At 43.5% G+C, this 13,001-nt stretch carries 13 protein-coding genes; 3 read left to right on the top strand and 10 right to left on the bottom strand.

Translation table 11 applies throughout. The features are described from left to right. The first annotated feature begins 61 nt into the window (after positions 1-61). A complete protein-coding gene (locus GTW09_RS12830; protein WP_163112212.1) occupies positions 62-451 on the top strand; it encodes a Na+/H+ antiporter subunit G in 390 nt (129 codons plus the stop codon). Positions 452-741: 290 nt separating this feature from the next. Here GTW09_RS12830 and GTW09_RS12835 read toward each other — a convergent pair whose 3' ends face one another. The 8 genes from GTW09_RS12835 to GTW09_RS12870 form a co-directional block, all read right to left on the bottom strand. Further along, positions 742-1,401, bottom strand: coding sequence for a PEP-CTERM sorting domain-containing protein (locus GTW09_RS12835; protein WP_163112213.1), 660 nt, complete (start codon positions 1,399-1,401; stop codon positions 742-744). Positions 1,402-1,699: 298 nt separating this feature from the next. Next, positions 1,700-1,858 (bottom strand): hypothetical protein, encoded by a 159-nt coding sequence (locus GTW09_RS12840; protein WP_163112214.1) that lies wholly within the window; start codon positions 1,856-1,858, stop codon positions 1,700-1,702. 106 nt (positions 1,859-1,964) lie between these two features. Continuing rightward, positions 1,965-3,701, bottom strand: coding sequence for a serine hydrolase (locus tag GTW09_RS12845; protein ID WP_163112215.1), 1,737 nt, complete (start codon positions 3,699-3,701; stop codon positions 1,965-1,967). A gap of 212 nt (positions 3,702-3,913) precedes the next feature. Then, the gene (locus GTW09_RS12850; protein ID WP_163112325.1) at positions 3,914-5,269 is read right to left on the bottom strand and encodes an MFS transporter; all 1,356 of its coding nucleotides are present in this window, start codon (positions 5,267-5,269) and stop codon (positions 3,914-3,916) included. Positions 5,270-5,309: 40 nt separating this feature from the next. Beyond that, a complete protein-coding gene (locus tag GTW09_RS12855) occupies positions 5,310-5,891 on the bottom strand; it encodes a BON domain-containing protein (RefSeq protein WP_163112216.1) in 582 nt (193 codons plus the stop codon). A 10-nt stretch (positions 5,892-5,901) separates the two neighbouring features. Beyond that, positions 5,902-6,498: a phosphoheptose isomerase gene (locus GTW09_RS12860; protein ID WP_071980443.1), complete on the bottom strand. Its 597-nt coding sequence runs from the start codon at positions 6,496-6,498 to the stop codon at positions 5,902-5,904. A gap of 105 nt (positions 6,499-6,603) precedes the next feature. Beyond that, a complete protein-coding gene (locus GTW09_RS12865) occupies positions 6,604-6,945 on the bottom strand; it encodes a YraN family protein (RefSeq protein ID WP_071980442.1) in 342 nt (113 codons plus the stop codon). 9 nt (positions 6,946-6,954) lie between these two features. Further along, positions 6,955-9,009 (bottom strand): penicillin-binding protein activator, encoded by a 2,055-nt coding sequence (locus GTW09_RS12870; protein WP_163112217.1) that lies wholly within the window; start codon positions 9,007-9,009, stop codon positions 6,955-6,957. Between the two features lie 141 nt (positions 9,010-9,150). On the opposite strand from GTW09_RS12870, the gene rsmI reads away from it, so the two are divergent. Together rsmI and GTW09_RS12880 are read left to right on the top strand one after the other, a co-directional pair. Beyond that, positions 9,151-9,987 carry a 16S rRNA (cytidine(1402)-2'-O)-methyltransferase gene (gene rsmI / locus GTW09_RS12875; RefSeq protein WP_163112218.1) on the top strand — a complete coding sequence of 279 codons (837 nt, stop codon included), beginning with the start codon at positions 9,151-9,153 and terminating at the stop codon, positions 9,985-9,987. Positions 9,988-10,130: 143 nt separating this feature from the next. Then, positions 10,131-10,394: a hypothetical protein gene (locus tag GTW09_RS12880; protein WP_163112219.1), complete on the top strand. Its 264-nt coding sequence runs from the start codon at positions 10,131-10,133 to the stop codon at positions 10,392-10,394. A 166-nt stretch (positions 10,395-10,560) separates the two neighbouring features. Here GTW09_RS12880 and nspC read toward each other — a convergent pair whose 3' ends face one another. After that, a complete protein-coding gene (gene nspC, locus GTW09_RS12885) occupies positions 10,561-11,712 on the bottom strand; it encodes a carboxynorspermidine decarboxylase (RefSeq protein WP_163112326.1) in 1,152 nt (383 codons plus the stop codon). A gap of 64 nt (positions 11,713-11,776) precedes the next feature. Further along, on the bottom strand, positions 11,777-12,979 hold the full coding sequence (locus GTW09_RS12890; protein WP_071980439.1) for a saccharopine dehydrogenase family protein: 1,203 nt from the start codon (positions 12,977-12,979) through the stop codon (positions 11,777-11,779). Positions 12,980-13,001 lie beyond the last annotated feature (22 nt).

Raw genomic sequence — 13,001 nt, forward strand, 5'->3', positions numbered from 1 at the left:
TAGCTAAAACTAAGTAATCGAATGAGTAATAAAATGAATAGACTGCGGATAGGGATAGGTAATGAATTTTTGGCTTGAATTAACGGTGTCCGCCTTACTCATGATTGGCGGTATTTTTGTGCTTGTGGGCTCAATAGGGTTGTTTCGCTTGAAAGATGCTTACACACGCCTTCACGCACCAACTAAAGCGACCACAGTGGGCTTAGGAGGTATTTTACTGAGCTCGGTTATTTATATGTCTTACCTTCAAGGCTATGTAAATGTTCACGCACTGTTGATCACGCTGTTTTTAGTTATTACTGCACCAGTAACCGCGCATATACTGGCCAAAGTTGCCATGCATCATAAAGTAAAAACTATGAAGTCTACACAAAACGAAGGGTTAGTTGATAAGGCGAGAGAGCAGAAGGCTGTGGATGAAGAGGCTAGTTCTAAAAACAAAGGTAAGTGAAATATATTTCTGAGGATAGCCACACGCTGGGAAAAGCACACCCGGTTTCATTTTGAGTTAGATAAATATTGCTAGTTAGATTTTAGAAGCGCTTAAGGCGCTTTATTTATGTTGCTTAGGCAGCAGAGATTGGTTAGTAGAGGAATGAAGGTCTGCTTGAGACAAAGAGCGGACACTAAAGTTATTTACCGTAAAGTCACCAATAAGGCTTTAAAATCTTTGGGCGCTGTTTTCATTTCTCAAAAACGATGGAAAAGGCAGCTTTTGCTACCTTTTAAAAAACTCTCTGTTTAGGTCCTTCTAAGTTTTCGAAGTGTCAGAAGAAAAAAGCCGAATAGGACAAGAGTAGATGGCTCAGGGACGGAGTACCCAGTCGCACTGTCTGAGTAATCAACAATAAGTTGAGGAGCCTGAATGTCAGATGATAACCAGTACATGAAGCTATATTGATTATTAAGATTACGCATTACTAGGCTGAGAACATTATCCGCAAGCTCATTCTCGTAAGAAAACTGACTTGGGTCGATAGCCCAATCAAATGAAGTGCCAGCTACCGTAGGGAATGAAGAATACTCAGGACTCACAGCGCCGCCAATTGACGACGGAAGAGCGGCATTGTTGGCCCTACCCCAATCGTCATTAGAGACGTAGAATATCTGACCCAGCGGACTGTTAAAGGGCGCGTTGAATGATCCTTCAGCAAACGTCCTCAGCACTATGCTGTTTATAACTGAATCATCAGGTATCAGTGATAGGTCGAATTTCATGTAGCCGTCGAGAGTGTTGATTGACGGCGAAACGTAATGCACTAGCCTGCTCGAGGAATTCGAGTTGTACACACCATTACTAGTAATATTTGCTGATAAAGAAGAATCGATAGTAATTAGAGCTGCTTCTGTTTTCACGGCCCAACACAAAGCAATAACCAAACAACCAAAAATTCGTTTCATATCTAGCTCCAAAATATTGAGTACTATTCTATGCTACTGCATCCATCATAGAGACTACGCACCCGCAAGCTAAAAACATGCCAATCCTTTTAAGTGATTGTTATTTATATTTTTTTAATTTTCTTTATCATCGTGATATGACCAGAGTGCAAAGAAACCTGACAGCAACTTATTGATTGATATACATAAGTGGATTGGAAGTGATGCGTTAACTCACTCTTTATCGGCCGTACTTACTCTAGTGCGTCATAATCTTTTGTTTTTGTATGTAGTTAAGCGCGTGTGCGGCTCTTGGATATTAGCTATAGGGAGTATATTTTATCGCAAGTAAATTCGACATGGTGACCTTAGGTATTGAGTTTTCAATGTCCGCATTTGGCCCCTTCGAGTCACCGAACGCCATCAATAACTGACTGTCTGCAACACGTACTAAGCTGCCATACGTCGTAAAAATCATAATCGCAGGATTAGTACTTTTTTAACACTTTTAAATTAGTGTTAATGCGAGCAAGCGGCCAATATTGGTAGAGTGAACATTAGAAATTCTTTCCACTGTTTATCTTCTATAGCTTCTTAAAATAAAGATTCCGTACCCGACCGTTAGATATTCTAAAGCCATTCACTGCGCCTCTATCATCGCGTTCAAACAAGATATCGCCAACCTGTGATCTGAAGAAGTCACCTTTGACTGGCGCAATATGATGATCGCTAAGTCGGTAGTGAGAAATTTTGAGCTGATCGTTGTCCGGCGAAAAGTGATAAGTAGAAGAGAGTTCAGGGCTGTAATAACTGCCTGCAAATTGAGATAACCAGGTTTCAGTTACTTCAACTGGTGTATAGGCAACCGACACATATGTGTCCATATTGTCTACTTTCACCGTCATTATGCTTTGCTCGCCATCTTCAGTAAACTCAACGAAGATTTCCCCCTCTACATTTAGCATTTTGAATGTGTTTTCATTCACTGCAGCGAGGGGGCTTACATCGTTTTTGCCTCGTGAATACATGAGTCTACCCTTGTCTAAATATATCTCTCTTGAGTAAGCGTCTGGCTCATTCCAGTAGTGACCTACATAAGCATTCAGTATGTCTTCACTTAACTCATTTTTGCTGAGATCAAAGGCGCTTGGTGTTTGTTTCGGTGACATTGATTCCATAAACGCATCAGCAATAGCGTTCTGAGGGGGAGGGGTATCTATTTCTAGAAAGCGTTCAGCAATTTGCAGAGCCAATTCCCAAGGTCTTGCATCCGCGCCGTTGTTCAATATAGCAATTGCCAAATTCTGTTCAGGAAATCGGGCTAAATATGAACGAAAACCGGCATCTCCGCCGCTGTGCTGAATATATTTTATACCGTTGTAATGACTAATAAATTGTCCGTATGCCCCTCCAAATGTGTCTCCATTATTTAGAGTCGCAAGCGTATTCATTTGCTCGATAATGGCAGGGCTGCCTACAGTAGTTTTGGTAAAGTTTTCCGACCATTTAAGAAGGTCTTCTGCGGTAGTAAACAAACTGGTTGCGCCGACATTTGCATAGTTCAACACACTTTTCTCATAGCCATTGTCAATTGGCTCGTAGGAATAAGCTCTATTGCTAACGATTTTTTGATGATCGTCATAAAATAAGCTGTTGCTCATATTTAATGGCGTAAACAGTCTTTCATCTGTGAATTTCGCAAAGGACTTACCGCTAACTCGAGCAACAACTTCTGCTAATAGTGTGAACCCAGTATTCGAATAAAGGAATTCTTCTCCCGGTTTGAAATTTAGTTCTTTTTGTTTCGCTACCATTTTTAATACATGTTCGGTAGTGATCACATCATCTAAACGCCACCCAGCCATACGCAACAAATTCCACTGATCACGCATGCCGCTGGTGTGCGATGCTAAGTGTCGTAAAGTTATGGTTTCGCCAAAATCTGGTACTTCGGGAATGTATTGGCGAATGTCATCGTCAAAATTTAACTTACCTTCTTCGGCGAGCAATAAAATGGCGAAAATGGTAAATTGCTTCGATATAGATGCAACGTGAAACATGGTGTCTGGCGTGACCGGTATATCGTATTCAAGATTTGCACTGCCATAACCTTTTGAGAAGACAACCTCTCCATCTTGTAATACCGCAACCGAGGCCCCCGGCTTGTTAATATCATCAAATTGGGCGAACAGTTTGTCTAGCTCTATGGTTTGTTCTTCGACGGCGTTATCAGGAGCTGTAGACTTTGAAGATGGTTGGCAGGCGGATATACAGATGAGCAGTGATAAGCCAATAACGATATTAATAGCAAGATGAGACACAATAACGATTCCTTGTTAACACTTGTTTTGCGATGCTCTTTGACGACGAGCCTAGAAAAGTGAAAGCCGTTCAAAAGCAAATAGTAGAGTAAAACTCTTTTGCGCTATCGGCAATTTTATTTTTTATGGACGTCTCACCTGTTGTACTCACTTTACCAAAACTTCTGCGTTCTACAGAAAGGTGTTAAGCAAAGCTCAATACGGGCCATTTTTCAAAGTAATTTTTTGCGCTTGCGTTTATTTAACACTGCATCGCCGTCTTCTTTTGAAAGCAAGATGCTGTCTGTAATACTAACCAATGCCAGTATTGCCATAAATACCATGGCGATAGTGAATGTTGTTATATCTGGTGTATCGGCAGATTGACCGAGTATTAACGAAGCCACTGCTATGGCAAGTGCTGAAAGTGTTATTCCCAGCCCGCGATTCATCTGCATCAATATTGCCCCAAGGGTATTAGCATCGCGCATCTTATCTGGGGGAACGTCAGCAAAAGCGATGGTATTTAGCAACGTGAGGTGCATTGAACGGGTAATGCCGTTAATGAAAAGCAGCGCGGCAATAGTAAAGGACGAGGTGCTTTCATTAATCATTGCCAAGGCGACAAAGCCTAGCGCAATAAGTACTCCGTTAACAATCAATACCGGTTTAAAGCCAAAGGTATTCATAATCCATGTTGTGGCAGGTTTAATAGCAAGGTTACCAGCAAACAGCCACAGCAAGATGGAGCCTGCTTCTACAGGTGTATAGCCTAAGCCCAGTTGCAGCATCAGAGGAATAAGAAAAGGCGCACTGCCTAACGCAATGCGGACAACGGAACCGCCATATACGGACAGTCGAAAAGTGCGATGTTGCATTGCATCAAATGAGAAAAGCGGATTTTTAGCTGTTTTTATGTGCCATATGGCGAGTAGCATACCGGCAAAACCCATCGAAATAATGGTAGTACTTTCTAATATTCTTTCACCGTTGCTGGCTAGAAACTCAATGCCAGCCATAAAAAGCGCAAACCCAACGCCAGTGAGCAGAAAGCCTTTTACATCGAATGTGCTTACTTCGCCTTTTGTATTTTGAAGTAAGTATGCCGAGGCAATAATCGCAATCAAGCCCAAAGGAATATTCATATAGAATATCCATTGCCAGCTGAAATGGGTGGCAATATAGCCGCCTAATACAGGGCCGAGCAAAGGTGCACTCAGCGCTGGCCAGGTAATTATGGCCACCGTTTTCACTAACTTTTCTTTGGGCAGGTCACGAAGTACCACTAACCGGCCAACGGGCACCATCATTGCCCCGCCAATTCCTTGCAATATTCTCGACAGGGTAAATTCAACCAAAGTGGTGCTTAAGCCACATAACACAGAGGCAAGGGTAAATACCCCAATGGCAGCAATAAATATGGTTCTAGCGCCAAAACGATCGGCCACATAGCCACTGAGGGGGATGAATAGGGTAACCGCAACAAGGTACGCCGATACACCAATTGAAAGATGCGCAGCGGGGATCCCAAAGTCTGCTGCAATTACTGGAAGCGCCGTGGTTATAACGGTCGCATCCAGTATTTCCATAAAGAGCGCTCCCGCCACAAGCAGGGCGGTAGCGGCTTCTTTACTGAGTAATTTCAAAGGCGCGCACAACTCTTGCAACGCCAGTAACGTTGCGGGCAATATCAACTGCTGCGTTCGCTTCAAGGCTGGTAAGTTTGCCCATTAAGAAAACTTCCGAGTCTTGCACCACTACTTTTACTTGCAACGCTGGAACGCGCTCGTCAGCGACGATTTTTGTTCGTACCTTTGACGCCAACCAAATGTCATTGGCTTGTGTTCCTGCTCCCACAGGAGAGCCAACACGTAGTTGGTTGTGAATCTTTTTCAAATAATCTACGCTTTGAGCACGTTGAACGGCTTCAGAGACTAACGCTTGAGAAGGCGCTTGGCCTGTAAGCAGAGCAACGCCGTTATAAACATCAACTTGTAAGTTAGCTTGCTCTTTCAGTGCTTCGCTTTTTGACCATTGATAAGCGACTGCACTACTCGCGTTTTGATCGTCTAGCTGTGTTCCTACGGTTCGACGATCGTTAGCCACCTTTGCCGCCATAGCACCAGCCGCTCCAACGGCAACAACGCACCCCTGTAGGCCCATGGTAAAAATAATGCACAGTATAGTAAGGCACTTAGTTAAGTGTTTCATAAATGAATATTTACTCGTCACCGTGATCAGCTGGGAAAAGGCTATCGTCAATGCACTCGCACAAATTATGAATAACAAGTAAATGTACTTCTTGAATACGTGCAGTGCGGTTTGAAGGAACGCGAATTTCTACATCATGCTCGCTTAGAAAACCCGCCATTTCGCCACCGTCTTTACCTGTTAACGCAACAATTGTCATATCTCGAGACAGGGCCGCTTCCATTGCCGCAATAACATTTCGCGAATTTCCGCTGGTAGAAATTGCGAAAAGAATGTCGCCGGGCTGGCCTAAGGCACGTACTTGTTTAGCGAAAATTTCATCATAGCTGTAGTCATTGGCGATAGAGGTAATGGTAGATGTATCTGTACTTAGCGCTATGGCAGGAAGGCTTGGACGGTCTCTTTCGTAGCGATTGAGCATTTCAGAAGAGAAGTGCTGAGCGTCGCCGGCAGACCCACCGTTACCGCAGCTAAGAACTTTGTTACCGCGAATAAGTGCTTCAACCATCATGTTAGCGGCTTTTTCAATCGACTCCGGCAAAATCTCAGACGCAGCAATTTTAGTTTGAATACTTTCAGTAAAGTTAGCTTTAATTTGTTCAATCATACTTCTTCTCTTTTAGGGCAAGCTGCTGACGAGACATCTTCACAGCTGTTTAGCGCGGGTACTGCGCTATGAGTTTGAGACTGGAAAAATAAATTATAATTCCATTCAGCCAATATTTTTTAGCCATTGAAGGCGATGGCCGTCGATAGCAATAACGTCAATGCGCAACGGGGTAGACGTTGAATTGAGGTTATTATCTAACAAATAGAACTCGAACGCAGCCTGAATTCGCTGCAGTTTTTTCGCGGTTACAAATTCTATCGCACTGCCATATTGTGCGCTTTTACGATATTTAACCTCAACACACACAATGGTATCGCCATCTTGCATAACAATATCGAGCTCGCCTCGACGAGTGCGATAGTTTCTACAGCGAAGCGTAAGGCCTTGTTGAGTTAAAAAATCACAGGCCTTTTGCTCTGCAGCATTCCCTTGCACTAATGACATAGTTAGCTATTACTCAGAGATTGATTCGACTTTTTCATTGCGAATGATAGCTGTAGGCTGCTTTCTTTCTACTTCGCCGTTTTCATTTAATGATAAAGCCCCCGTTAAGCCATTGTGATGCAGGTAATGTAGCGTGTTTAATATACCTAGCTTAGGCAGCAACTCATAAGCGTCGTAACCAAAAGCAAACAGACGCTTCTGCATGGTGTTTTGCCCATCGAATGCTTGTTCTACTGTTTGCGCGAGTGGCTTCCATTGATGTTGAGGCATCATCCATGGCATATCAATAAAGTGAATATTTTTGAGGTCTCGCCACTGATTTTTTCCGCTATCGTAGTCCATAGACCTAGAGGTGGCATAAACTGGAATAGGTTTGCCACCAAGTGGGTTAAGGCTAGCTTCAATGATTGGGTTTAACAATTCAGTGTCTTGCGGAGAGGCGAAGGCGATAATTGCGTCGATATCCCGTCGGCTTCTAGGCATATTATAAACTTCGTCGTTGGTCATATACTCAATCTGGTTAATACGCTCATTACTTTGCGCCACGTCTAATGCCGACGTAATACCTTCACGTAACGAGTTACTGTCGTTAAAGGTAACCGAGGTGATATTGGTTTTGTATTTACCTTCTGCTTTGTTGAGCGATTCCCAATGCGATTTAAACGTGTCGTCCATACGCTCATATAGCGAGCTTTGCTCTGCAATTACAATAGGCGCCCTAAACCCTTTGTTGAATATGAGTTCCGCCAGTTGTTTAGCTTCATCTTCTGGCGCTAATGCAAAAAAGTTGGCAGCAATCGGACCATTTGCCGAGCTCTGCGCTGATTCTAATGAATTATTATCGCCGCGCTTTCCTTTGTCACCGTACTGGGCGTTGTTACTGTACTGGACATCGTTAAAAATAAGCTGTTGGCTATTGCTTGCTGATGTATTAAATGGCGTTTCAATTTGTGTAATATCGTCTGAGCGATTGAGGGCCAGCACATTCACCCCGACAGGCAGTGCAGGAATGATTCGTTCAACATTGCTTTTTAACAGCGGGCCTATAATAAATTTGGCGTCACCAATTTCTGCAATAATGTCGTTAACGTCTTTGTCTACTGTGTCAATGAAGTGAAGCGTAGGTAGATTGCGCTGCTCTTGTCCAACCTCATTACCTTGCCTGTCTTCAATACTCTGGTAGTAAGCAGCCATAATTCCATTTTTTACAGTGCTTCCGGTAGTGGCAAGGCGACCAGATAGAGGAAGCAGTACGGTAATAGCGTTAATATTAGCGCGTTGAAGTTTTGTTGCGTTAAGAACGTCATCAGGGAAAGTGGCACCTAAACTATGCCCTGCATACACTTTTTGGAAGTTGTTAAGATTTTCCGCAAGCTTCTCAGGCGAACTGCTATATTCTTCGGTTAATTTTCTGAGCGATACAAAAGGGGAAAGCGCAGAATACTGCTGAGCAATATCGTCTAGCGACGAGACAGGCATTGATGTTATCCACTTCCATACCTGTTCTACTTTTTGCTCGTCAGGTAGGTCCGTATTCAGTAGGCTATTTGCAGCGGCGCTGTAATTTCCATCTTTAGCAAATAACTGTGCTTGTAAATGCGCTTTTTCGATAAGAAGGTCTTTGTTACCTGACACTGATTCCAGTAATGACAATAATTCCTCGGCCGATACATCTGACTGGTCAGCGTATACTTTCGCCATTAACAAGGCATAAAAAGACTGATTTTCTGGAGAAACTCCATCTTGCTTTACTTCATAAAGAATTTGCTGCGCCATAATAGGTTTTTGTTGCAGCATATATAGCTGTGCGGCTTCTAAAAGCAAACTGTCTCGTAACGCTTTATTTTGCGTGTCGCTCCACACTTTTTTAGCTTCAACCAGCTTATGCTCGGGCGTGACTTCATTAACCAACGGAGTCTCTTGCACCGCGACAGGTCTATTCTTCGCCACGCTGACCGTTTTTTGTGGGGTGCTGCCACAGCCTGCTAGTAGTAATGGTGATAGCAATAATGAAGCTACCGCAGTATGGGTAATGTTTTTCCGAGAAAATCCGAGATGGCGCACAGTTTCATTCCTTTAACATCAATGAGCACTAAGTTTATCGTAACCTGTGTGAAAATCTATGCTTGGCAGCATAAACTGGACTAATGGCATGGTACACTTATCGCATTCATTAATTTTACTTTTGTGCTTTTACTATTTCTTATGACTAAACCAGCAACGTTGTACATTGTCCCCACGCCAATTGGGAACTTAAATGATATCAGTGCTCGCGCTATCGACGTACTCGGTGAAGTGAGTTGGATTGCAGCAGAAGATACTCGCCATAGTTCAAGGTTGCTACAGCACTTAAGCATTTCTACTAAAACACTGTCGCTGCACGATCATAACGAAGACAAGCGCGCAGCTATGTTATGTGAACGGTTAAAAGGTGGTGAGGCCGTGGCGTTAATTAGCGATGCAGGAACACCGCTAATAAGCGACCCTGGTTTTATTTTGGTACGACGCTGCCGCGAGCAGGGCATTCCGGTTTGCGCACTACCAGGACCGTGTGCAGCTATTACCGCTTTAAGCGCATCGGGGTTACCAACGGACAAATTTATATTCGAAGGTTTTTTGCCGGTAAAAGCGCAGGCAAGAGAAAGCGCGGTTTCAGCTTTACAAGATAGACCCTACACAAGTGTATTTTACGAAGCGCCACGCAGAATTTTAGACACAGTTACGCTTATTCAGCGGGTATTGGGCGAAAGGCACATTGTTATTGCAAAAGAGCTTACCAAAACCTTCGAAACCTATGTAAGCGGCAGCGCGCAAGATGTTATCAATTATCTTACGTCTGATGCTGCTCATCAAAAGGGTGAGTTTGTCGTAATGATAAGCCCAGCTCCAGTGAGTGAACAGGAAATTCCAAGTGAGGCAATGTCATTGCTAAACACGCTTTGTGAGCATATTCCACTTAAAAAGGCTGCGGCTGTAGTTGCCGGTCACTATGGGCTGAAGAAAAACGCCCTTTATCAAGCAGGTTTAGACGCAAAACAGTAAGCCTTTAGCGCATTAGTAAACCTTTAGCGCATTGGTCAATAGTCCCTAGTTTCACGTTTTTCACTGATCTTAACTGTCTATTGGGAGTTACCAATAGATAGTTTTCATTAAGATAATTTGGACAACAGCAAATGGAGGCGTAAATGAAAAAAACACTGAAAATCACCATGCCAGAAGGTAAGTGGATGGTAGATGTTTTCTCAAAGGCTAATGATTCTGGAGAGTTCGATTTAGTGCACCCTAATACCAGTGCTGAAATTTCGTTTAATGAAGGCGAGATGTATGGTTTTCGCTATAGCGTAAGCGGAAAGCAAGGTACAAAATTTACTATTGAACTGGATGATATAGTGTTAGTAGAAGGTGAAATCGATAAAAGCGAGACTGCGAAAGGCAGCGGTGTCATTTAAGCGGCATCAACAGGTACTGCAAAAAGTCGGCTGACGTGAGCCGACTTTTTATTACTCTTCTACAGTTACCAATAGGTGTGAGATGTAGCAATAAGTGTGCGTTGTCAAAGCCCCTTGATAAACTAGAGGGTAGGTGTCACAGAAAAACGTGACCAGATTTATCAGCTTAAGACAAGCGCCCTTTAAAGTCCTCATAAGTGAAACTTCTTACCAATTCAAATTCGCCGTTTGAGCGTAATATGCCAATGGACGGATGATCAACCCCATTGAAAAACGTGGTTTTTACCATGGTGTAATGCATCATATCTTCAAACTGAACACGGCTTCCCGCTACGAGAGGTTTATCGAATGAGTAGGTGTCTATTACATCGCCAGCAAGGCATGAGTTGCCGCCAAGTTTGTAGTTGTGGGCTTTCTCATTAGGCAATGCCGCATTTAATACGGTAGGCCTGTAGGGCATTTCAAGCACATCTGGCATATGCGCAGTGGCAGAAATATCCAATATGGCAATATCACCTTCGTTATTTACTACATCCACTACTTCTGAAATTAAAGGGCCAGTTTGCCACGCTACTGCAGAGCCCGGCTCTAGAATTATATCAAGGTGAGGGTAGCGCTCTTTAAATGCCGACAGTGTGTTGATTAAGTGTTCAACATCGTAGCCTTCGCTTGTCATTAAATGACCGCCGCCTAAATTCAGCCATTTCAACTGATGTAGCCACTTACCAAATCGCTTTTCAATGGCTTGCAATGTGCGCTCCGTTGCAAAAGAATCGCACTCGCATAAATTGTGGCAGTGAAAACCTTCAATTCCATCAAGGCTTATACCCTCTAACTCATCCGCTCTTATCCCTAATCGCGAGCCGGGTGCAGCTGGGTCGTAAAGGGGCGTATCTGCTTCTTGATGCTCTGGGTTAATTCTCAGTCCAAGTGATACGTCTTTTAGCGCTTCACGATGGGTATGCCACTGGCTAAGGCTGTTAAACGATAAATGATGCACTAATGTGGCGAGTTCTTTTGCATCCTCAGCTTTGTAAGCAGGGGAATAGGCATGAACCTCTTTGCCCATTTCGGCTGCTAATTTTGCCTCCCATACTGAACTCGCGGTGGCTCCGTGAAGATATTGCTTTACGATATCGAAGCAAGACCACATGGAAAAGCCTTTAAGCGCTAAAATAATACGCACACCTGATTCGTCTTGAACCCGCTTCATCAGCGTTAGGTTGCGAATTAATTTTTCTTCCTCAAGGACATAGCAGGGAGAGGGAATATCAGTGCGTTGGGTAAGATCGGTCAAGGTAATCAAGCTCCGGTCAATAACGTAAAAAAGGGGCACTTAACATAGTGCCCCTCGTAAATATCTTATATTTGTTTAAAGCAATCTACTTAGTAAATGGGCTGCTATCGCACTCTAGTACATGCCACGGCAGTCCGTGTTCGTTAAGCATATCCATAAACGGGTCTGGATCAAACTGTTCCATGTTCCACACGCCGGCTTCTTTCCACGTGCCGTTTAGCATAAGTGCAGCACCAATCATCGCAGGAACGCCTGTGGTGTAAGATACCGCCTGAGCACCTACTTCCTCATTACACTTAGCGTGTTCGCAGTTATTGTAGATAAAGATGGTTTTTTCTTTGCCATCTTTTATACCTGTAATGTAAGTACCAATACAAGTCATCCCTACATAACCTTCTGCAAGGGAGCCTGGGTTAGGTAATACGGCTTTTAGAAACTCTAAAGGCACAACTTGTTGGCCTTGGAACTCTATTGGCTCAATACTTGTCATGCCGATACCTTCTAGCACGCGTAGGTGGTTAAGGTAGGCATCACCGAATGTCATCCAGAAGCGAGCACGCTTTAGTGTTGGGAAATGTTTAACCAGTGACTCTAACTCTTCGTGGAACATAAGGTAAGACGCGCGTTCACCAATATTTTGATAATCCAAGTCTTCGCGCACACTAAGCGGATCGGTTTCTTTCCACTCACCGTTTTCCCAGAATTTACCACGCTGAGTAATTTCGCGGATATTAATTTCAGGGTTAAAGTTGGTAGCAAACGCTTGACCATGGTCGCCGCCGTTACAATCAACAATATCTAGGTAATGGATTTCGTCAAAGTAATGTTTTGCTGCATAGGCGGTAAAAACGTTGGTTACGCCTGGATCAAAACCACTGCCAAGCAGAGCCATAATGCCCGCTTCTTTAAATTTGTCTTGGTAGGCCCACTGCCACGAATACTCGAATTTCGCTTCATCTTTTGGCTCGTAGTTAGCCGTATCTAAATAATGCGTATTTGTTGCTAGGCACGCATCCATGATAGGCAAGTCTTGGTAGGGAAGTGCCAAGTTAATGACGAGGTCGGGTTTAACGTCATTAATAAGTGCTTCTACTTCTTTTGCGTTGTCTGCATCGAGGGCAAAAACACCTTTTACACGGTCTTCACCCACTTCTTTTTGCAGGGCTTCGCATTTAGACACAGTTCGGCTAGCTAAGTATATTTCGTCAAAGTGCTGCGGTAAACGAGCACATTTTTTGACTGTTACCGACGCAACGCCGCCAGCACCAATAATAAGAACGCGAGACATAATAAGTAATCCCTAAATTTTG

It is taken from the genome of Alteromonas hispanica (assembly GCF_010500915.1).
GTDB classification, from domain to species: Bacteria; Pseudomonadota; Gammaproteobacteria; order Enterobacterales; family Alteromonadaceae; genus Alteromonas; species Alteromonas hispanica.

What these genes read in the sequence shown, in the direction of transcription:
- GTW09_RS12865 (WP_071980442.1), bottom strand. Translation starts at nt 6,945, where the DNA reads ATGTCATTAGTGCAAGGGAATGCTGCAGAGCAAAAGGCCTGTGATTTT.
- GTW09_RS12855 (WP_163112216.1), bottom strand. Translation starts at nt 5,891, where the DNA reads ATGAAACACTTAACTAAGTGCCTTACTATACTGTGCATTATTTTTACC.
- GTW09_RS12850 (WP_163112325.1), bottom strand. Translation starts at nt 5,269, where the DNA reads ATGGAAATACTGGATGCGACCGTTATAACCACGGCGCTTCCAGTAATT.
- GTW09_RS12880 (WP_163112219.1), top strand. Translation starts at nt 10,131, where the DNA reads ATGAAAAAAACACTGAAAATCACCATGCCAGAAGGTAAGTGGATGGTA.
- GTW09_RS12890 (WP_071980439.1), bottom strand. Translation starts at nt 12,979, where the DNA reads ATGTCTCGCGTTCTTATTATTGGTGCTGGCGGCGTTGCGTCGGTAACA.
- GTW09_RS12860 (WP_071980443.1), bottom strand. Translation starts at nt 6,498, where the DNA reads ATGATTGAACAAATTAAAGCTAACTTTACTGAAAGTATTCAAACTAAA.
- GTW09_RS12830 (WP_163112212.1), top strand. Translation starts at nt 62, where the DNA reads ATGAATTTTTGGCTTGAATTAACGGTGTCCGCCTTACTCATGATTGGC.
- rsmI (WP_163112218.1), top strand. Translation starts at nt 9,151, where the DNA reads ATGACTAAACCAGCAACGTTGTACATTGTCCCCACGCCAATTGGGAAC.
- GTW09_RS12840 (WP_163112214.1), bottom strand. Translation starts at nt 1,858, where the DNA reads ATGATTTTTACGACGTATGGCAGCTTAGTACGTGTTGCAGACAGTCAG.
- GTW09_RS12835 (WP_163112213.1), bottom strand. Translation starts at nt 1,401, where the DNA reads ATGAAACGAATTTTTGGTTGTTTGGTTATTGCTTTGTGTTGGGCCGTG.